Source organism: Paraflavitalea devenefica (genome assembly GCF_011759375.1).
Classification (GTDB): Bacteria; Bacteroidota; Bacteroidia; order Chitinophagales; family Chitinophagaceae; genus Paraflavitalea; species Paraflavitalea devenefica.
This window is the reverse complement of record NZ_JAARML010000007.1, coordinates 324,735-343,685: the sequence shown is the minus strand read 5'-3', so window position 1 is coordinate 343,685 and position 18,951 is coordinate 324,735. Positions and strand designations below refer to the sequence as shown.

Below are 18,951 nucleotides of genomic sequence, written 5' to 3'. Positions count from 1 at the left end.
CCCGCCTGGATCTATTGCTGATCCCCGGCTGATCTTTCCGGATGGATCAGTTGCTGTGCGACCAGCCATTTTCAAACAGAGGCCGGAATGGGCGGCTACTTGCCTGATTATGGTACCGGACTGCTCAGGGTATTGCCTGAACCTTGCACTGGTACACTATGAGACAGCCCTTATTTAGTGCACTCCAGTGCGCTTTTTATAGCATTCCCTGGCTATGTTCAGCACACTTCACTCCCGGTAGGGCACAAGTCGGCCTACCTGCCGGTGATTACAATGTTGTTTAAACGCATTTTAAAGCTCCTATACGGCCGGGTTGGCTTTAGGTAAGAAAAGATTGTTGGCGGATGAGAGAAGCCCATTATGAGGCTGTAATTCGTTGTGGTATTGCTGATGTATTCGAAAGGGTTTGAGGCTATCCTGTTTCGTGTAGATGATACGCGATAGAGCTCGTTGCTTGACTGGATACGGGTATAAATTTTACGCCCGGCGGCGATTGCTTCGCTTTTCTCTATTGATTGCTTCGTACCATGTTCGCTATTTCTTCGCTTGGCTTCGCTCAGAAGCGAACATGTACCGAAGGAATAGCGAAGCGGAAGCGAAGAACAAGCGAAGAAAGTGTCAGGAGATGTCAAAAAAAGCTCCGAACAAGTCAAATATCCCGAAATCATCCTATGAATTTGATCTCGGATCTACTTGAAAATGCAGGATGTACCTAGCCTAGCTCAACGTCTTTAAGCAAGCGACTACGAAAGAAGCCGGAAAGATAAAAGTTGCTTAAAATATAGCATTCAGAAACTTGAAAGAATTGCGGAAGAACTAGGATTTAATATAGTGCCAGAAGTTTGTTCATTGCCTTGCATCGTTTTACGGGTTCCCGTATTATCTTCTCCATTTGGTCATTTAGTTTCGCTATGACCGTGTCTGGTATGGGACGAAGGTAAACTTATAAGCCGGATAATATATAAGGCCTGTTAGCGTTAGAAAAGCATCCCCTACGAAACCAGTGAGGGTAAGACCAGGTTCTAGTCGGAAACAACCTGCGTCGAAGCCACCAATCTTCCCGTTAGTATCGCCGAAAAACTTGTTAATACGCGGCGGCGCCAGTATTCCGTCGCCATCTTACGTTGCGTAACCTGAAACGGCGAATGCATATTCTGTAATTGATAAAACCCATGTATCCGCAAAAAAACAGTGGAGGTGTATTTTGGACACAATGGAAGGTCAAAAAACATGATCGAAATCAATCACTTCAAACTCGGACACTGTATAAACGTAGTTTTACGTAAAGTTACAATATTTCATGAAGGTAAGCCGATGAATAAGCGTTCATTCTATTATTTTTATAACATATAAGAGGCCCTAAAACTAAAGACGAATCACATGGGACTAATTTCAAAAGGAAGGCTATCTGCCTTAACCGAAACAAAATTGGGGTATAGGTTATTTAGTGATAAACTCATGGAAGCAAAAAGTCAAAGTAGGTATTCTGCAACCTCCACCATTTTCCTCTCGCACAGTCATGATGATAAGGATGAGGTAAAAAAGGCCGTGGTCTTCCTGCGAAGTATAGGCATCCTAGTATATATAGATTGGCTGGATTCTGCTATGCCTCCATTTACTAATGCTGAAACAGCAGAGAAAATTAAGAATAAAATAAAGGAGTGCAACAAGTTTATACTGCTCGCCACTAATAATGCAATTTCCTCTAAGTGGTGCAATTGGGAACTAGGATTTGGCGACGCTCAAAAATATATTAATAAGATTGCATTGTTTCCTCTTTCAGAAAACTCTGGAAATTGGAATGGGGCAGAGTATCTTAGAATATATCCAAGGATTGAAGAAAGCAATTATACCAGTGAGTACTATAAAGTAATATATCCAGATGGAAAAGAAATTTCCGTAGCTGAATGGTTCAAGCTATAACATATAAATAATATCACCGCGCAAGAATACATTATAGTTAGAAGTGAACTTGCAATTAAAAACAAGTGTTAATGAGTTATAAATATCAACTAATTATCCTTGGCAGCCAAACATCAGTAAAAGATGAGCTCGTAACTATGTTAGGCGAAAAAATAGAGGATTTGGGAATAAGTAGAACGATGGTGAAAATCATCGACCATAATAATTTTGGTTCAGATTATATGGGTAACCAGCCTTCCTTTGTTTATTATATTGGTGACATTAACGGTAACTTCAATCATTTAGACATTACCCAGAAGCTACTAAAAGATGGCACCATGATTTTGCCAATCTATTTTACTGAAGATCATTTCTCAAAAGAGATTCCCAAGATTTTAGAAAACCAGAATGGGATTCTATACAAGGAAATTGAAAAAGAAAGGATTGCAAACATTACTCTTGAAGCGTTTGAATTACTAAGAAACACCAGGAAAATTTTTATAAGCTATAAACGAAACGAATCCACATCCATCGCAATTCAATTGTATGAAGCATTAGAACACCATAACTTTGATACTTTTTTGGATACTCATTCAATACCGAAAGCTGCGCCATTTCAGGATGAGTTGTGGCATAGAATGACAGATTGCGATGTGATTTTATTATTGAATACGCCAGGATTTTTAGAAAGCCATTGGTGTAAAGAAGAGTTTGCAGAAGCTGGAGCTAAACAAATTGGAATTGTTCAATTAGTTTGGCCAAATCATGATGTAAAAAAAGACACTACATCTCATTTAAGTTACCCCAAACAATTGCATGAGTACAATTTTATAGACGGTATTTATAATAATAAAGATAAATCGAAATTAAAGCCCGAGTTCGTTGCAGAGATCATTAAAGAGGTTGAATCTGTAAGGGCCAGAAACCTAGCTGCAAGGCAGGATAATTTAATAACCGATTTTAGAAACATTGCTCTAAAAGTTGGAAAACAAGTCACAGTTCAACCAGAGAAATTTCTTACAGAGGATTTGCCTAACGGAGGAAGAAGAATTTATATTCCAACCATTGGAATACCTCAATCTTCGAGCTGCCAATCAGCTGAGATAAGAAAAGAGCTGTTAGGTTATAAAGATGTTTCTATTCGCCTAATTTACGATGACTTAAGAATAAGAGATAAATGGCTAAAGCATTTAGATTGGTTAAATGATAATTTTAGGAAAGATATTAAAACATTGAAAAAGCAAGAATTTGAATCATGGCTAAGTCAGAATTAAAAAATGTCTTCTTATCTGCAAGCATTCCGATTCCAGGTAGAGATCAAAAATTTGTTGACACTGCAGATATCGTTGCTATTCGCGATGCAGTAATCGCGTTGGCTACAGTGGTATTACCACTGCATAGGATTGTCTGGGGCGGACACCCTTCAATTACGCCATTAATCTACTATGTAATGGACAAGCTAAAAGTAAATATTCAAGAACATGTGACGCTATATCAGTCCCAATTTTTCGAACATATATTTCCTGAAGACAACAACAAGTTTGAAAATGTAATTATTACAAAAAAACTGGGAGACATTCACGCAAGCATTCAAGAAATGCGCAGAAGAATGCTTTCTGAAAACAAATTTTCGGCGGCGATTTTTCTCGGAGGCATGGAAGGAATTGAAACAGAGTTCATGATGTTTCGAGAAATGCATCCAGACGCTTTGTTGCTACCAATTGCCAGTACAGGCGCTGCCAGCAAAATTATTTATGATAAGTTATTGCCAGACATGTATAAAAACGAAAGATTGGAGAAAGATTATGGATATATGTCTTTATTCAAAACTCTCTTGATGGAGAAAATCTGAATTAATAGTTTATAAAAAACAAATTATGACAAAGAGACAGGTCTTTTATAGTTTCCATTTCGATAACGATGTAATGAGAGTTCAGCAAATTAGAAACATCGGTGTAATTGAAGGCAATGAGCCCGTTTCAAAAAATGACTGGGAAGAAGTAAAGAAGAAGGGGGACACATCTATTAAAAAGTGGATTGATGACAATATGAAGTATAAACAATGCGTAGTTGTTCTAATTGGCTCGGATACTGCCAATCGACCTTGGGTTGATTACGAAATTAGAAAAGGATGGAATGATGGAAAAGCCGCTTTGGGAATATATATTCATAATATCAAGTGTGCCATTGAAGTTAGATCTGGAAAAAGTGGCACTTGCGCGAAAGGCGCTAATCCATTTCAACAAATCAGCATGAGTAATGGCGGAAAGCTTTCTGATTATGTCCAGTGTTACAATCCAGATGTGAATGATGCCTATAATGACATTGCCCAAAACCTCAACTCTTGGATTGAAGCAGCTATTAATGCGCGGCAGTAAATAATCAAATCTAAGACAAAAGGTAAAGGCGAGCCGACATACACGCACGTGCAGAAATAGGCCAGCTTAGTTACTAAAACTTTAAATCCATGGAATTTAACGCCTATCAAGAAGAGGCAAAAAAAACTATCCAAAAGAACTACTCCAAAGGAGACAATACAGAGATGGTTCCATTTTTAGGAATTATTGGAGAAATAGGTTCAGTAGTAACCCAATTAAAAATCAAATTAAGAGTCGGAGATTCATACATCGCGTATAAAGCAAAACTTGGTGAAGAACTCGGCGATGTGCTATGGTATTTATCTACGATAGCCACTCAAAATGATTTGACCTTGGAAGAGGTTGCTGCGAGAAATCTTGATAAAATCAGAGATCGCTTTTTAAGTGATGAATCAGAAAGATTTACCGATTTTGACGAACCATTCCCTGACCATGAAAAGTTTCCCGCAGAATTCGAAATTCAATTTATTTCATATAAAGAGGATGCTAAAAATAAACTTAAAATTATTGATAAGGCTACAGGAGAAATGATCGGAGATCCTTTAACAGACAATACACACGAAGAAGACGGATACCGTTTTCATGATATATTTCATTATGGATACCTAGCCGTATTAGGCTGGTCTCCCGTATTGAGAAAGTTGTTAAAGTTGAAGAGGAAAAGCGATCCGGTAGTGGATGAAAATGAAGATGGTGCACGATCACAGATTACCGAGGAGCTCGTATCTCTTTACATTTATCACCACGCTTTAGATCATAATTTATTACAATATGGCACGAGTGTTGACTCAGGAGTGATAAAGCAAGTTCAAAATCTGGTCAAGAACACAGAAGTAAAAGACTGTACTGGAAAGCAATGGGAAAAAGCCATATTGAATTCTTACGAGGTGTTTAATAGGCTTAGAAAAAACGATGGTGGCCGAGTATTGGTTAGCAGGAAAAATCGGTCATTAATTTATTTGGGCACCCGTTAATAAAAGTATCAATGATGGCCACAATAATCAATAAACTAAGAAAACCAAAACCGTCTTCAATTTTTGACACCTATTGGCGCTTTGCGGCTGAGCGTCAGAATATCTTTTTTAATCGTTTGCAGGAAACTTTGCCCCCATGGAGCAATGATCCGATACTTCAACTTCATAAATTCACAAATGCGTACCGCGCAACGGATCGAGTGAGCCAATTTTTAATTAAGGAGGTCATTAATAAAGGCAATCAAAAAGCCGAGGAACTTATTTTTAGGATCATCTTATTTAAACTCTTTAATAAAATCGAAACCTGGCAGCATCTGAAAGAATGCCTTGGAGATATTAGCTTTGAAGCCTATAACTTTCCAGCCTATGATCAAGCGCTTTCTTCAATAAAAGGCAGGGGCGATGCTATTTATTCTGGCGCGTATATTATGGCTTCTGCCAAAAGCACTTTTGGCTTTGATTTCAAGCACCAGAACCATCTCAAATTACTTGAACTAATACTTCAAAAAAGCATATTTAATAAAATTATTCAAGCAAGGTCGTTGGAGCAGCTCTACACAACACTCAAAGAATTGCCATCAATTGGTTCTTTTTTAGCTTATCAATATGCAATTGATGTCAATTACAGCACATTGACAAATTTTTCAGAAATGGAGTTTGTCAAGGCCGGTCCCGGAGCAAAAGATGGTATCCGGAAATGCTTCATTGATCTCGGAGAGTTGTCTGAAGAAGATGTAATTAAGTATATGACTGATCGCCAGGAACTAGAATTTTACCGCCTTGAAATTGTCTTTAAGGACTTATGGGGGAGACCATTACAGCTAATTGATTGTCAAAATCTTTTTTGCGAGGTGGATAAGTATGCTCGTTTAGCTCATCCTGATATTCGTGGAATATCTAACCGCACACGTATCAAACAGAAATTTAGACCTACGAGCCTAAACAAAATTGACTATAGCTTTCCCCTAAAATGGAATATAGATCACATTCAATTATCAAAATCCTATTAAATGGCAGATTTATACAACATCTTTATTAGTCATAAAGGAGAGAATGATGCCCAGGTCCAAGATTTAAAATCCAGGCTTCGAGAGAAGGGCTATAATGTTCGAAATTTCTCGGTCGATAGCACCAATCATAAAGATGGTAGAAGGCCATCTGATGCCGTAATTTCTCGTCTACTGAGAATGAGAGTAAGTTGGTCAAGCACCTTGATATGTCTAATAGGGCCGGATACGCACAATAGCAAATATGTCAATGAAGAAATTAAGTACGCTCATGAACAAGGCAAAAGAATAGTAGGTATCTATGCCCATGGATCAGCAAATAATGTAGAACTGCCTGATGCGTTTAAGAAGTATGGCGGCACGCCTTTAGGTTGGAATTCGCTGGACAAGTTGGGCGATGCTATTGAAGGCAATAATATGCCTGCAGAAAACGCAGATGGCACACCACGGCCACCTATCGCGACAATTACACGAGTAAAATGTTCTGGTTAAATGGGATACTATTCATATAAAATAGAACACGATTTTGGTTTGGCGCCAAATCCTTTCGGAGGATACTGCACACTAGCTGTGTGTAAATCGGACATTCGAAAAAATAGGAAGTTGCAAATAGGGGATTGGATATTTGGTACGGGAAGTGCTAAGTTGAGAAACTTAGGCTACCTGATATACGCCATGCAGGTTGAGCAAAAAATTACCTTGGAGCAGTATTGGGATGATCCAAGGTTTCAATACAAAAAGCCAGTTATCAATGGAAGTCTGGTTCAAATGTATGGAGACAACTTCTACCATCGAAATGCTAAAACAAATGAATGGATACAAGAGGATTCTGCCCATTCCTTAGCAGACGGCATTGTAAATAAAGAACATCTTCAAACAGATACAGGAGGAATGTTCGTATTGATTTCTCAGACCTTTTATTATTTTGGCGAAAACGCCTTCAAAATACCTGACAGATTTCAAGACATCTGTAATCAGGGTAGAAATATTAAAAGCAATTCGATTCCTACAGAGGTAGCAGATAAGTTTGTAAAATGGTTGACCGAAAGCAATAAGATTGGTCTACACGGAGACCCTATTAATTGGAAAGATTTAAATCAATCGGTTTGAAGCCAATAAATGGCTTCATCGTTCCCCACATAGAATACATCCCCCAGGCAAGAGACCAAGATTACTGATTTAATATTAGCTATTCGTCACTTCCAGCGGGCTGCACCCGAAATGCGGAGTGAGGGAAGCTGCGCCGGGGGCGAATTCCTCTCTCCGCTGAACAATAGAAACGAAAAATACCCCAGCAGGGGCATTTTTCGTATGAGGTAGTAAAGCAACCTTTAATAATCCTGCCTTCTATCATCATCCGCTTTACGGCCATAGAGTACCGCCTTCACAAAGGTTACCGTGTATTCGCCGCCCGACAGGTTGGTGGGCTTGCAAAAACACATGGCGACCTCTGAACTATTGGGGATTCCGAAACAAGCATCAGGTATGGGATACTGGCAGGGAGTGGGCAGCTTGCCATTGGTGTTTTTTGCTGCTAATCCTATTTGTTTTAGGTTATTAGTGGTGCCCCTCCTAATGAACACTACGTCGGAAAATGTATCGCCGCGTTTAACAAATTCAAAGCTGCCGGAGCCATCCGGTAGTCGAACAGTATTTTTCCCTTCCGTCAGTTTAAGTGAGGAGATCGTTGTTACGTCTGGAGTTTGCGCCCCTGCATTACTGATACCTGCGATCAGTAACAGCGTAAGGATGAATGTTACTTTTTGCATAAGGTTGTTTTTTGATGTTATTTTTTTGAATGCAGCGTAAAGATGGCGAAGAAAGGGAAGGAGAGGACTGCCGACTTAACGGATAGCGGGATTCACCTTACGGAAAAGGTACATGAGATAACACTATGTCGCTTCAATCAGCTTTCAGCACCTTGTTAATGTTTTCCCGGAAAGTTTCGCTTACGGGGATCTCTTTTGTACCGATGCAGACAAAGGACCGTTTGATGGTGGTGATCCTGGATATGGCCACCAGGAAGGACTTGTGCGTACGTATAAAGGCGCCGACAGGGAGTTTTGCCTCAATGGCCTTTAATGATAGGCGGGTAAGAACCGGTTTAGTCCTGGAGGAAAGGTAGATTTTAATGTAATCTTTAACGCCTTCTATGTACTCGATATCAGCCACAATAATTTTTACGAGCGTGTATTCAACATTTACAAAGAAGTCGTGGCTTTTTACTGTTTCTGAAGATACTACAGCGTTCTTCATGCGGAACAATTCCGCAGCCCGGTTACAGGCTTTTAGTACCCGGTCAAAACCGAACGGCTTTAGTATATAATCAGCCACCTGCAGGTTAAAACTTTCCACTGCATATTCTTCATAAGCCGTCACTATAATGACCAGCGGCGGATGATCCAGTGATTGCAGGAACTGCAGACCGTTGAGCCGGGGCATCTGGATGTCCAGGAAAATTAGGTCAACCTGCTCTTCCTGCAAGGTCTTCAACGCTTCCAGAGCAGTTTTACATGATTTTACCAGTTCCAGGAAAGGAACCTGGCTCAAATTATCTTCCAGTAATTCACGAACCAGGGGCTCATCATCCACAATAATACAGCGCATCATAGTAATAGTTTCAGCGTTAAATGAATACTGAACAGGCTATTGTTTGTTTGTATGACCAGGTTATGCCTGCCTGGATAGAGTAGCGTTAATCTTGAGCGGACGTTGCTCAATCCAATACCCGGACTTTCGTCTTTGCTGGTGTCTGTTTCCCAATCAAATTTGTTCTTTACCTGGAAGACCAGTACGCCCTGCTTCACGGTCAGGTTGATGTCTATCTCCGGCCGGTCTTCGTAACCCGTTCCATGTTTAAATGCATTTTCCACAAAAGGGATCAGGAGCATGGGTTCAATAGGAAAGTTTTTTTCTTCCGGCAGTAACTCAATGTTGGATATAATATTTACATCGCGCCCGAACCTTAATTGTTGCAAGGCTATATAGCTTTCCAGGTATTCCACTTCCTGTTGCAGGGATATTTTTTTAGCCGCATCATACAACATGTAGCGCATTAGACGGGAAAGCATTAACAGTGATGTTTCGAGATGATCGGACTTCTTTCTGGCGAGGGAAACAAGACTTGTTAATACATTGAACAGGAAATGCGGGCTGATCTGGGAACGGAGGAACCTGAGTTCCATGCCCAGTTGCATGGTCTTATTTTCCTGCTGTAGTTTTTCGGCACGCATCCTGTCGACCGCTATGCTGTAGAAAGTGCTGACAATAAATACCAGCAGAGAAGGAAAGAGTATATGGGACCTTGCGCCCTGCAAATCATCGGGAAACCATCTCTCCAGTAGGTAGAATTTCACCCAGAAGGAGAAAATAATGAGTACTATGACGGAGATCATGTATAAGAACCAGTAAGTCCTGTTAAAAAGTTTTGGGTAGAGCAAAAAGGCATTTCCATAAAAAATGATCATGTGGATAATGCCTGATAATGTAAAGTAGAAGCCCGGAAGCGGACCTATTTTGTATTGGTTACCGGCACTGGAAATGAAATAGGGGAAAGAGAGCACGATACTCCATATCAGCGCATGGAGTAGTACATTAAAATACCTGTATTTAACTATTTTCATCATTTAGCGACACACTGCCTTGTTTCCTGCAATGAAAGAAATCTACCTGAAATAAAAGGTAATGAATATACCAATAGGATCATTTTCGCCATAAAAAGGGCATTTTCTGCGCCAGATATGATGACATTGTCGCAACTTTTGCCACTGTTGTCTACTTGCCGGAAAAGTTATGATGGCTGCTGTTAGTTTTGAATAAAACATTGAATATGCAAAGTTTGTTTGAGGTCAACCTGTTCTTACAGGTTAGCAGCATCACGCCCGGGCGGGCTGCGTCCCTCCTGGCTGGGGTGGTAGGGCTAATCAGTGTGGCCATTGGTTGGTGGGCGCTGGTCCGGTCTGCCCGTCGTATTGATTCGGGGCGGATCATGGCCATTGTGGCGCTGGTGGTGGGACTAACCGGCATGGTGCTCAGCGGACTGCACCTGGCGCGTACTACCGGTGGTTTTGGCACTGGCAGTGGGCGGGCCGGCGCCATCGTAGGCCTGGTGGTGGGATTGATTGGCATGGTCCTGGGCGGGCAGGCACTGGCCCGTTACCGGAGGATCGTTAAGGGGCAGCAGTAGTGAGCCTCCTGCCATTGTTAAGCGGTTTATAACCTGTTTCCGCCATAAATAGCCCGGCGGATCAATGCTATGATCAGCGTCAGTACGGCAGAGCCTATTACAGCCCATACTATAGGAAATGTCTTTCCTCCGACTGTAATGGCAAAGAACTCGGGCAATCCCAATTTGCCTGCTATCCAAAGACCGATATAAGCGCCTATAAATCCGACTATAATGGAAACAAAGCAGCCGCCCAGGCTGAAGCCAGCCAGCGCTTGTCCGACCCCTCCGCAAATGGCGGCAATGATCAAAAGGATCAAAAATTCGATGAGTGTCATGGTAAAATGTCTTTCTGCCCTTGATGCAATTTGAATGCCGACCTTTCAGGGTGTTACTTCGCAAAGGGGTATGTATTTGATTTGAAAAATGCCATAAAATGTATAAATTTGCGGCTCCTTAAAGTTTAATATCCCGCCTTTTGTTTCCCCTTCCCAAAAACGTAGTAATGAATAAGGTTTTATTGTTATTTGTCTTGTTATTAGCGCTATGCACATCCTGTCAGAAAGAACTTAGTGAAGAATCGTTAGTCCCCTACTTAAAAACAGATAGTACCACTTTATTGCTGCCAGAAGGGGCAGGAGGTAAAGACTCGTTCCAGGTTAAGTCAAATATTCAGTGGCAGATTACTGTATTGCCGGCCACTGCAGACTGGCTTACTACCAGCATAACTACCGGGAAAGGTACTCTCCGGGTATTCGTGTCTGTTGCAAAGGATAATGTCAGCGATACGATACAGGAAGCTACTATTTTAATCAGCCCTGTCAATAACATTACTGTTAAGCCGATCTCCATTTCCGTTTCCCAAAACAAGCCGGCTGTAAAAACTAGGAATGCATATGGTGGAACTGAGATGGAAGAATTCTTTTGTGCAGTAGCTACCAGCGACGGAGGAATAATAGCTGTTGGCAGATCAACGAGCGACAACGGTGATGTAAGCGGCAATAAGGGCCAGGAAGATGGTTGGGTGATAAAAATAGATGCCAAAGGAGATAAGGTTTGGCAGAAAACACTGGGCGGTTCTGACCGTGATGTAGTATCCTATATCGTTCCAACAGCCGATGGGAATTTTTTAATAGCAGCAGGAGGTAGCATAGACGGAGATTTTGCTGGTGTTGGGTGGATAGACGACAGCAAAATTTTTAAAATAGATGGGAATGGCAATATTTTGTTGAAGAAAAGCGTCCCTGGGGAGGTTTATTCCATCACTCCGGCAACAGGAGGAGGTTATGTTTTTGTAGGAGAATCAGCCAATGACTTTTCTGTAACAAAAACCGATGAGAATCTTACCGTATTGTGGCAGAAGACATATGGAGGATCTGGCTATGAATGGGCGAGTTCTGTAGTTGAAGCGTCAGACAATGGATATATTGTTGCCGGGTACTCTGATAGCCAAAACGGCCATATAAGCGGCAACAAGGGACTCGGTGACTTTTGGATAATAAAGGTCGATCAAAATGGCAATTTAGTGTGGGAAAAGAGTTATGGCGGTACTGCTTATGAATATTGCTACTCAATAACCAAAGCACAGGATGGAGGGTATGTTGTTGTTGGTGGTGCCGTAAGTAATGATGGGGATATTAGCGGCCATCATGGAAACTCATCTGGATATGTTAATGATGCAACTGATGCCTGGGTGATAAAGCTTGATGTTAATGGCAATAAGCTATGGTCTAAAGTGTTTGGCGGAACCCAGGATGATAAATTTACCTATATAACACCCGCGCAAGGCGGCGGGTTTCTGTTGTCCGGTTCTTCCAGAAGCAAAGACGGTGATATAACCAATTTGAAAGGAGTAAGGGATGCATGGGTGGTAAAGCTGGATGAAAATGGAAGCATGATCTGGACAAAAAATCCGGGTGGCAATGATGAAGAATGGGGAGACTTTATCTTAGAACCTTCCAAAGGAAAATATGTGCTGGTAGGTACCACTTTCAGTAGTAATGGAGATGTGGTTGGCTTAAACGGTTATGGCGACGGATGGGTTTTAAAATTTAACTAACCTGTCTGGTCGACTTCAATAAAGACTAATGACTCTTTTTAGATGGTTATTCAGAAGAGCAAAAGTTGCTCCGGAAACGAAAGCCAATGTGCCGGATGGTGATAGAGGCCTGGACAGCCTTTATCCATTAATTGTACCCAGTCGATACCTTACCCGCGGAGTTTGGGACCTGCCCCATCATGCTTTTCCCAATAGCGAATACATTTTAACATGGGTGTTTTTTTCATCGGAAAGTTCGATGTCTTACATTATGCGGGAAGATTATGATGCTTTAAACAAGAATCATGAAGGCTGGCAACAAGCCGCTTTCGAAAACCTGCGTAATTCCCTGGGATCCGGGAATTTTTATACCAATTATCGTACTGCTGAAGATGGTCGGTCTCTTGCCTTTATCATTTTCTCAAACGAGGATGGGATTGGTTCCAGCAGAATTTTATTGTCTCATGAATTAAGTCAGGGGTTCCCCGAAGGTTACATGGTTGTCATGCCTGACAGGGCAATGGGAATAGTTGTATCAAAAAAGATTAGTAATAGTGATTCGGGAGTATTACGAGACTTAATTGATGAATATTATGGATGTACCGGTACAGCCATGTCAAAAGAAATAATGTCACCAAAAGATTTTTTATTACCTGGTAAATGGTTGGAGCCAATTGATACCGATTTGTCTGAGTGGATGGTTAATGAGATACTAACTTTTAACGAGTAATATATGAAAAGCAACGACTTTTATCCCTTTATGAAAGTATTCCTGGACGATGAATACGGAGTGGTTATAGATCAATTTAATACGATAGAAGATACTGGCTTTAAGCAGGGTGCCTCACAGCTTTATGGCATTATTCGTTGGGATACCAACTGCTTTCACACGGTAGCCGTTGGCGGCAGGTAAGAAGAGAAACCCTAATTCAAAGGATTGTCGTGTTGAAATTGCTTTGCAAGAGGGGAAATTTTTATTGATCTCATAAGCTTTTCACTTACATCTTTTGTTTTTTCAGCCAATCCTGCTTCAGTAAGAGTCATAATGCCATAGGTATCGCCATTGATAAAGAACGCTTTCAGGTTTACTATTGCATCAGCTCCTGATACGGTTGCTTTCATTTTTGCATATACTCCGAACACTTGACCTTCTACTATTTCTCTTTTTTCAAGAACAGTTCCGGGATTTTGACTTAAAAACCCTTTAATTAACTTGTCATATCCATTTCGTATGCTTAATGTGTCCCTGGGCCAGGGAACAGAGTCAATAACATCGATTTTTGAATATATGAATGCAAGGTTTTCATACTCAAATTGACCTATAGTGCATCTTTCATACACGGTTGAAGTATCTATTTTAACGGGAAGCGTCAGCGTAACAACATGATCTACCTTGTAATCTTTCCATACAGCGTTTTCCTGGGAATAGCCAGTATAAGGAGATATGACTGCAAGCAAACAACACAGGAGGATAGAAGCCTGAAAGCAGGCCTTTCGGGGGTAGGAGGTTTGGGGCATTATCAGTAATAATATGTGAAGTAATTGGTAGCTGCCGGAAGTTTGCTAAAATTTGATCAATAGTTTTTCTGAAATAAGTTTACCGTCGCTATAGTATTCAAAAAACCATTCCCCGGTCTTTTTAAATACTATGCCATTGGTAGTTCCTTTGCTGGCAATGAAATAATCGGGTGCTGAAGTTTTAAGTAGCGTTAAAACTATTTTCGGCGTGGTATCTATTAACTGAAATCCATTGGCTGTTGCCTGTGCATATAATGTTCCGGCAGGTTCCCTTTGCTCTGCTGCTACCGGTGTTGTGGCAGGAACAGGGGAGGGGGCAGTCGTTGTGTCAACCGTTTGCCGGGGACGCGCATTGGTGGTGCCAGTGTAAGTATACGGTACGTCATTCAGCGACTTGAACGCATCTTTTAAGGCCTCTTCATAGGCGGCACCGTAATCCTTTTCCCTGCTTTTGCCTTCTTTACTTTTAAATACGATGTTACCCTGACAGTCCTTTAATACCAGTGTAAGATTGGTGGCAAAGATTGCTTTTCTCTGCGTTACTTCGGCTTTTAGCGCATTGCACCTGTCGCCCGCCAGGTCTTTTGGTATATCCTGGTTATCAAAATAAGCGGAAAACCCTTTATTCTCCAGGAGGGATTTGGCCAGGAAGTTCAAGCCATACTGGTTAGCCTCCCTGGAGAAGTCGAATTTTTCAGGTACCAATACGTATTTGTAATTGTTGATGGTATTCTGGCCATAGCCCGCCCATGAAACGAGTAAAAAAAGCAATACAATGTTTCTTTTCATATACTATGCTGTCTTCTGTTTATGACGAATTTATACAAAATACGGTCAAAATCAGGAAAATTAGCGGATGCTGCCTGAAAGGGTGGGGGAGGATGCTCTTGCCGCCTTTATTTTATTGATCACTGCAAAAATGATAAGGATGACGAAAGCTGTAGCCGTGATGATTGCACCCATTAAAAAAATAGCCCTGATGGTCAATAGCTGGCTTTGTATGCCTAGCGTTTTTGCTATCAGCATATTGGAGATGCCTGTAGCTTCACCCGGGGTAAATCCCCTGGATGCCAAAAAAACTTTGTATAGTTCCTGCCGCTGCGAAAGGATTTCACTTCCAGGGACCAGCTTGCCCAGAAAGCTTTCTTTGTATTGCTGGTTGTAATGTAGCTGCAGGGTATAGAATCCGGCAATGGAGTTGAGCGTGGCAGTAAAGCGGGCATAGGTAAGGACGGTAATGCCTGTCGTTGTGCTGTTTTGTGGAATAGACGCCAAACAAAGGATGCTGATGGGCACAAACAATAATCCGGAGGCAAAACCCTGCAAGAAGACAGGGATACAAATTTCTGCAAAGGACAGGTCGGGCGTAAGGTACAGGTATCCCCACGCATGATAAATGAACATGATGGCAAATCCGGCTAATAGTAGTTTGGGCAGGTTTTGTTTTTTTGCCAGGATCACCTTTACTACGATGAATGTTGCGATTATTACGCCAGCTACATTAAACAACCCCGCATTGACTACATCTTTTGAGCTCCAGCCGAGTACGGAAGCTGAATACCCATAGATAAAGTTTATGGTATCCTTAATGCCAAAGAAAACCAGCATCAGTATTATTCCAACAATAAATTTACCCGACCCGAACACACTCAGGTCGATGAGCGGCCTTTTGAGCATTGTCTGCCGGTAGAGAAAAAGTGTGATCATTATGATAGCGAAGATCATTGCATTCCTGATGTCAGGATCGGCCAGCCAGTAGCGCTTCGGCCCGTATATCATGACGAATGCAGCGGCTGCCACTCCGAAGATGAACAAGCAATAGCCAAACCAATCGATCTGGTATAATGGGTAGGGTTTCCTGGCGGGTTTGGGTTTAAAGATCAGGAGGCAAAGCAGTACGGCTATTACCTGTAAGCTTATCAGGATATCGTATAATGCTGTCCAGTCTGTGCCAGGCACCACCCGCGACGCTCCTATGCCAATGATGAGCCCGCCGGTAAGGATCAATGAAAAGAACAGGGAAACGCCCACCAGCGTGCTTTTTGCTGCCGGCAGCGTAGAAAAGATAACGATGAGCATACAGCCCGCGATGAGGGCAGTAATGATGCCAATGAAAAATCGTAAAACTGAAAATACAACGAGGTCGTGAACGAATAAGCATCCAATATTGAGCAGGATCCCTATCAAAAAAGCAGTTAGCAGATAGCTCCGGGTATTAAAGAACCTGACCATCCTGAACATGATGGGCAAGGTGGCAATGATGCCCACATAGGCGATCTGAAAGACAAAGGTAATATCTTCGGATTGTGCACCATAGAAGGAAACGACATGGGCCTGGATGATGCCGAATGAAGCAAACTGCGCTATTGCGGCAAATAGTACCAGCAGTAGCAATATCCTGACCAAGCCCAGGTGCCGGCCGATCCGGTTATTAAAATAGATTGTCTGCTCCATCCTGCTTTATTTTGTAGCTTTCTTCACCTTGATCTTTACGTTCATTCCTGCTTTGAGTGCTTCCACGTCGCCTTCATTAAATATTATCTTAACCGGAACCCGCTGTACGATCTTTACAAAATTGCCGGTTGAATTATCTGCCGGCAGCAAAGAGAACTTTGATCCGGTGGATGCGGATATAGCTTCTATTTTTCCCTGAAATGTGCTGCCGGGGATGGCGTCGGCCTCTATCTCAACGGGTTGTCCTATATACATGCCGTGAACCTGGGTTTCTTTAAAGTTTGCAATCACCCATTTGTCATTTGTATTGACTACGGACACCAGTGGCTGTCCTGCCTGTACCTGCTGTCCTTCCAGGATGGTTTTCCTTCCGGTATAACCATTATAGGGTGAAGTGATGACCGTATAACTCAGGTTAAGCTTTGCCAGATCCAGTACTGCTTCGGCCCGTTTCCGGGCTGCAAACAGCGCATTGTACCTGGCTTGCAACTCGCGTACCTTGCTGTCTCCGGTTTTTAAGCTATTGATAGCAGCGCTGTAATCACTGTTTGTTATATCATATCTTGTTTGAACCTGTTCGAAATCTGAGAGTGTAACGGCTTCTTCATTCAACAGGTTCCTGAATCTTTTTATGTCCTGTTCCTGTTGCCAGCGTCTTGCCTGGGCAGCATTGATCTGATCTCTGTTGACCAGTGTGGCGGTTTGGGCTGATCTTATGGCTGCGTCCAGTATTTCCTGCTGCGCCCTGGTATCTTCCAGCAAGGCCCCGGCTTCTTTTACTTTCTGCAGGTATTCCCTGTTGTCGAGGATAACCAGTGTGTCTCCTTGTTTTACTGGCTGGTGCTCCTCAAATAACACTTCCCTGATAAAGCCGCCGGCCCGTGCAGAAACAGGATTGATGAAGGAATCGACCTGTGCATCATTGGTGTCTTCGTATTCGTCTATGTATACAAGATACCGGACAAAATAAATAAGTCCTATTATGACTACCGATACAGCGATCGCTTTGATGAGCATATTCACAAAGCGCGATGCTTTATTATTTTTTGTTTCCATTTTGTTTTGCTTTAAAGTTTGCCGGTTATAAAAAGTAAACGGTAGTATATGGATAAGGCGGCAATATTGGCCTGTATGTAGTTGAACCTGGACTCCTGGTAAAGATTGTCGGCTTCCAGGAGATCGGTTAATAAGGTGAGCTGGTTAAGGTATTTGGTGTTTTGTATGTTGAAGTTTGTTTCCGCCTGTTCAATGGATTTTATAATGACCTGCATGCGGGTAACTGCTTCATGGTATTTAATGGCCAATGCTTTGGTCTCTTGCTGCACATTGCCGGCTATCCATCGTTTCTGGTCTTTTAATGCTGTCTCCCGCAGGCGGGAGGATCTGACCTTGTCTTTGTTCTGGTATAGTGACGATAGTTCATAGGTAACCCGGATGCCGGCTGTGCCCACCCCCAATGTTTGTGCAACAGCCGGAAAAAGCAAGGTGTTTGGATAGTTGAAGCCATAACCGCCAAATATGGCTACAGCCGGAAGATTGAATGACTTCACCAACCTTGTCCGGTTTTCCTGGAGCTCAATATACTTCTGCGCTTTTAAAATGGCATAGGAGCCTCCATAATCCTGTAGTAATTCTTCTAATAGCAAACTGTCGTACAGGATCAATGAGGTGGTATCTACAGGGATGATTGTTGTAAACCCGTCCAGGTTTAATAGTGTATTCAGCTTTTGATTGCTGATCAGGTAGTCATTTTTATTGGCGGTTTCACTTAACAGTACATTGGATAATACCACCTCTGCTCTTAAGACATCGCTTTTGGTTACTTTGCCGTTGGCATAAAAGGTGTTAATGTTCTTCAGGCGTGTATACGCCCTGGCTAGCTGATCTTTTATAAGACGTTCCTGGAAGTAAAGCCTGATCATATCCAGGTATTGCAGCGCTACCTGTAATCCGATATTCGCTTCCTGTTCCCTGGTGTTAATAGAAGCCAGTTCATTTTTGCGCTCCAGGTCTGTAATCACCGATCTTTGTCTGCCACCTGCGTATACATTAAAAGATGATTCCAAGGCGAGGGCTCCGGCGTTTGGATCTGGTGGTTTGGGGATCTGATGCGGATCGCCCAGCACGCCATCGAATAGCGTTGCTTTGGTGTAACGCTGATAAACAGCATTGCTTTGAATACGGGGTAGTACGCCCATTTTGGCATCTTCTATATCTAATTTTGTGGCACTTTCCTCGGTTTTCAATACATCAATCAGTTTGTTGGATCCTTTTGCATACCGGATAGCCTCCAGGAGGGAAAGTTTAATAGTTGTACTATTTACTGTCTGTCCCTGGAGGCTACAAACCGATACACTAAAAAAGAGGGGATACATACCTTGCTTTAGTAGTTTTCCAATGCTGCATAGTTTCATCGTCTTGCTGTTCATATACATTTTTCCTCTTTCAACAACCCTTACATTTATTATGCCAATGCGCATTTGCCTTATCCATGCTGGGATATTACGGCCATCCC

The 18,951-nt window shown here is 42.0% G+C and carries 21 protein-coding genes; 12 read left to right on the top strand and 9 right to left on the bottom strand.

Translation table 11 applies throughout. From position 1 onward, the window contains the following. Positions 1 to 1,380 precede the first annotated feature (1,380 nt). The 8 genes from HB364_RS30255 to HB364_RS30220 all read left to right on the top strand — a co-directional run bounded on the left by HB364_RS30255 (position 1,381) and on the right by HB364_RS30220 (position 7,371). On the top strand, positions 1,381 to 1,923 hold the full coding sequence (locus tag HB364_RS30255; protein ID WP_167292177.1) for a toll/interleukin-1 receptor domain-containing protein: 543 nt from the start codon (positions 1,381 to 1,383) through the stop codon (positions 1,921 to 1,923). 71 nt (positions 1,924 to 1,994) lie between these two features. After that, on the top strand, positions 1,995 to 3,176 hold the full coding sequence (locus tag HB364_RS30250; RefSeq protein WP_167292176.1) for a toll/interleukin-1 receptor domain-containing protein: 1,182 nt from the start codon (positions 1,995 to 1,997) through the stop codon (positions 3,174 to 3,176). Next, positions 3,158 to 3,754 (top strand): SLOG domain-containing protein, encoded by a 597-nt coding sequence (locus tag HB364_RS30245; protein ID WP_167292175.1) that lies wholly within the window; start codon positions 3,158 to 3,160, stop codon positions 3,752 to 3,754. Before HB364_RS30250 ends, HB364_RS30245 begins: the two co-directional genes overlap by 19 nt. 25 nt (positions 3,755 to 3,779) lie before the next feature. Further along, the gene (locus HB364_RS30240) at positions 3,780 to 4,280 is read left to right on the top strand and encodes a TIR domain-containing protein (protein ID WP_167292174.1); all 501 of its coding nucleotides are present in this window, start codon (positions 3,780 to 3,782) and stop codon (positions 4,278 to 4,280) included. Positions 4,281 to 4,369: 89 nt separating this feature from the next. Further along, positions 4,370 to 5,254 (top strand): nucleoside triphosphate pyrophosphohydrolase family protein, encoded by an 885-nt coding sequence (locus HB364_RS30235; protein ID WP_167292173.1) that lies wholly within the window; start codon positions 4,370 to 4,372, stop codon positions 5,252 to 5,254. Positions 5,255 to 5,268: 14 nt separating this feature from the next. Then, positions 5,269 to 6,264 carry a nucleotide kinase domain-containing protein gene (locus HB364_RS30230; protein ID WP_167292172.1) on the top strand — a complete coding sequence of 332 codons (996 nt, stop codon included), beginning with the start codon at positions 5,269 to 5,271 and terminating at the stop codon, positions 6,262 to 6,264. Continuing rightward, positions 6,265 to 6,753: a TIR domain-containing protein gene (locus HB364_RS30225; RefSeq protein ID WP_167292171.1), complete on the top strand. Its 489-nt coding sequence runs from the start codon at positions 6,265 to 6,267 to the stop codon at positions 6,751 to 6,753. It begins immediately after the preceding gene. Further along, entirely contained in the window at positions 6,754 to 7,371 is a 618-nt protein-coding gene (locus HB364_RS30220; RefSeq protein WP_167292170.1) for an Nmad2 family putative nucleotide modification protein, read from the top strand. A gap of 221 nt (positions 7,372 to 7,592) precedes the next feature. Here the strand turns inward: HB364_RS30220 and HB364_RS30215 are convergent, their stop codons facing one another. From HB364_RS30215 to HB364_RS30205, 3 genes are all read right to left on the bottom strand, one after another. Next, positions 7,593 to 8,030, bottom strand: coding sequence for a hypothetical protein (locus HB364_RS30215; RefSeq protein WP_167292169.1), 438 nt, complete (start codon positions 8,028 to 8,030; stop codon positions 7,593 to 7,595). Between the two features lie 133 nt (positions 8,031 to 8,163). After that, positions 8,164 to 8,871, bottom strand: coding sequence for a LytR/AlgR family response regulator transcription factor (locus HB364_RS30210; RefSeq protein ID WP_167292168.1), 708 nt, complete (start codon positions 8,869 to 8,871; stop codon positions 8,164 to 8,166). Then, positions 8,868 to 9,884: a sensor histidine kinase gene (locus tag HB364_RS30205; protein WP_208420147.1), complete on the bottom strand. Its 1,017-nt coding sequence runs from the start codon at positions 9,882 to 9,884 to the stop codon at positions 8,868 to 8,870. The genes HB364_RS30210 and HB364_RS30205 overlap by 4 nt, the downstream gene beginning before the upstream one ends. A gap of 206 nt (positions 9,885 to 10,090) precedes the next feature. Here HB364_RS30205 and HB364_RS30200 point away from each other — a divergent pair, with 206 nt between their 5' ends. After that, entirely contained in the window at positions 10,091 to 10,447 is a 357-nt protein-coding gene (locus HB364_RS30200; RefSeq protein WP_167292166.1) for a DUF6223 family protein, read from the top strand. Positions 10,448 to 10,473: 26 nt separating this feature from the next. Here the strand turns inward: HB364_RS30200 and HB364_RS30195 are convergent, their stop codons facing one another. Continuing rightward, complete coding sequence (locus HB364_RS30195; protein WP_167292165.1) at positions 10,474 to 10,764, bottom strand: GlsB/YeaQ/YmgE family stress response membrane protein; 291 nt, start codon at positions 10,762 to 10,764, stop codon at positions 10,474 to 10,476. A gap of 167 nt (positions 10,765 to 10,931) precedes the next feature. Here HB364_RS30195 and HB364_RS30190 point away from each other — a divergent pair, with 167 nt between their 5' ends. Genes HB364_RS30190 through HB364_RS30180 form a run of 3 tightly spaced genes read left to right on the top strand, consistent with a single transcriptional unit; the run spans position 10,932 to position 13,377 of the window. Then, on the top strand, positions 10,932 to 12,485 hold the full coding sequence (locus HB364_RS30190) for a hypothetical protein (protein WP_167292164.1): 1,554 nt from the start codon (positions 10,932 to 10,934) through the stop codon (positions 12,483 to 12,485). A 28-nt stretch (positions 12,486 to 12,513) separates the two neighbouring features. Continuing rightward, the gene (locus tag HB364_RS30185) at positions 12,514 to 13,194 is read left to right on the top strand and encodes a hypothetical protein (RefSeq protein ID WP_167292163.1); all 681 of its coding nucleotides are present in this window, start codon (positions 12,514 to 12,516) and stop codon (positions 13,192 to 13,194) included. 3 nt (positions 13,195 to 13,197) lie between these two features. Beyond that, on the top strand, positions 13,198 to 13,377 hold the full coding sequence (locus tag HB364_RS30180) for a hypothetical protein (RefSeq protein ID WP_167292162.1): 180 nt from the start codon (positions 13,198 to 13,200) through the stop codon (positions 13,375 to 13,377). 11 nt (positions 13,378 to 13,388) lie between these two features. Here the strand turns inward: HB364_RS30180 and HB364_RS30175 are convergent, their stop codons facing one another. The 5 genes from HB364_RS30175 to HB364_RS30155 all read right to left on the bottom strand — a co-directional run bounded on the left by HB364_RS30175 (position 13,389) and on the right by HB364_RS30155 (position 18,865). Next, the gene (locus HB364_RS30175) at positions 13,389 to 13,922 is read right to left on the bottom strand and encodes a hypothetical protein (protein ID WP_167292161.1); all 534 of its coding nucleotides are present in this window, start codon (positions 13,920 to 13,922) and stop codon (positions 13,389 to 13,391) included. A 105-nt stretch (positions 13,923 to 14,027) separates the two neighbouring features. Further along, complete coding sequence (locus HB364_RS30170) at positions 14,028 to 14,771, bottom strand: hypothetical protein (RefSeq protein ID WP_167292160.1); 744 nt, start codon at positions 14,769 to 14,771, stop codon at positions 14,028 to 14,030. Positions 14,772 to 14,831: 60 nt separating this feature from the next. Next, positions 14,832 to 16,436, bottom strand: a complete 1,605-nt coding sequence (locus tag HB364_RS30165; RefSeq protein WP_167292159.1) for an MFS transporter — start codon at positions 16,434 to 16,436, stop codon at positions 14,832 to 14,834. A gap of 6 nt (positions 16,437 to 16,442) precedes the next feature. Next, the gene (locus tag HB364_RS30160) at positions 16,443 to 17,492 is read right to left on the bottom strand and encodes an HlyD family secretion protein (protein WP_167292158.1); all 1,050 of its coding nucleotides are present in this window, start codon (positions 17,490 to 17,492) and stop codon (positions 16,443 to 16,445) included. 11 nt (positions 17,493 to 17,503) lie between these two features. After that, positions 17,504 to 18,865, bottom strand: coding sequence for a TolC family protein (locus HB364_RS30155; RefSeq protein ID WP_167292157.1), 1,362 nt, complete (start codon positions 18,863 to 18,865; stop codon positions 17,504 to 17,506). Between the last annotated feature and the right edge of the window lie 86 nt (positions 18,866 to 18,951).

Coding starts and splice junctions, on each gene's coding strand:
- HB364_RS30220 (WP_167292170.1), top strand. CDS start 6,754: ATGGGATACTATTCATATAAAATAGAACACGATTTTGGTTTGGCGCCA.
- HB364_RS30235 (WP_167292173.1), top strand. CDS start 4,370: ATGGAATTTAACGCCTATCAAGAAGAGGCAAAAAAAACTATCCAAAAG.
- HB364_RS30190 (WP_167292164.1), top strand. CDS start 10,932: ATGAATAAGGTTTTATTGTTATTTGTCTTGTTATTAGCGCTATGCACA.
- HB364_RS30225 (WP_167292171.1), top strand. CDS start 6,265: ATGGCAGATTTATACAACATCTTTATTAGTCATAAAGGAGAGAATGAT.
- HB364_RS30155 (WP_167292157.1), bottom strand. CDS start 18,865: ATGAACAGCAAGACGATGAAACTATGCAGCATTGGAAAACTACTAAAG.
- HB364_RS30195 (WP_167292165.1), bottom strand. CDS start 10,764: ATGACACTCATCGAATTTTTGATCCTTTTGATCATTGCCGCCATTTGC.
- HB364_RS30245 (WP_167292175.1), top strand. CDS start 3,158: ATGGCTAAGTCAGAATTAAAAAATGTCTTCTTATCTGCAAGCATTCCG.
- HB364_RS30200 (WP_167292166.1), top strand. CDS start 10,091: ATGCAAAGTTTGTTTGAGGTCAACCTGTTCTTACAGGTTAGCAGCATC.
- HB364_RS30240 (WP_167292174.1), top strand. CDS start 3,780: ATGACAAAGAGACAGGTCTTTTATAGTTTCCATTTCGATAACGATGTA.
- HB364_RS30185 (WP_167292163.1), top strand. CDS start 12,514: ATGACTCTTTTTAGATGGTTATTCAGAAGAGCAAAAGTTGCTCCGGAA.
- HB364_RS30180 (WP_167292162.1), top strand. CDS start 13,198: ATGAAAAGCAACGACTTTTATCCCTTTATGAAAGTATTCCTGGACGAT.
- HB364_RS30170 (WP_167292160.1), bottom strand. CDS start 14,771: ATGAAAAGAAACATTGTATTGCTTTTTTTACTCGTTTCATGGGCGGGC.
- HB364_RS30165 (WP_167292159.1), bottom strand. CDS start 16,436: ATGGAGCAGACAATCTATTTTAATAACCGGATCGGCCGGCACCTGGGC.
- HB364_RS30210 (WP_167292168.1), bottom strand. CDS start 8,871: ATGATGCGCTGTATTATTGTGGATGATGAGCCCCTGGTTCGTGAATTA.
- HB364_RS30255 (WP_167292177.1), top strand. CDS start 1,381: ATGGGACTAATTTCAAAAGGAAGGCTATCTGCCTTAACCGAAACAAAA.
- HB364_RS30205 (WP_208420147.1), bottom strand. CDS start 9,884: ATGAAAATAGTTAAATACAGGTATTTTAATGTACTACTCCATGCGCTG.
- HB364_RS30230 (WP_167292172.1), top strand. CDS start 5,269: ATGGCCACAATAATCAATAAACTAAGAAAACCAAAACCGTCTTCAATT.
- HB364_RS30215 (WP_167292169.1), bottom strand. CDS start 8,030: ATGCAAAAAGTAACATTCATCCTTACGCTGTTACTGATCGCAGGTATC.
- HB364_RS30160 (WP_167292158.1), bottom strand. CDS start 17,492: ATGGAAACAAAAAATAATAAAGCATCGCGCTTTGTGAATATGCTCATC.
- HB364_RS30250 (WP_167292176.1), top strand. CDS start 1,995: ATGAGTTATAAATATCAACTAATTATCCTTGGCAGCCAAACATCAGTA.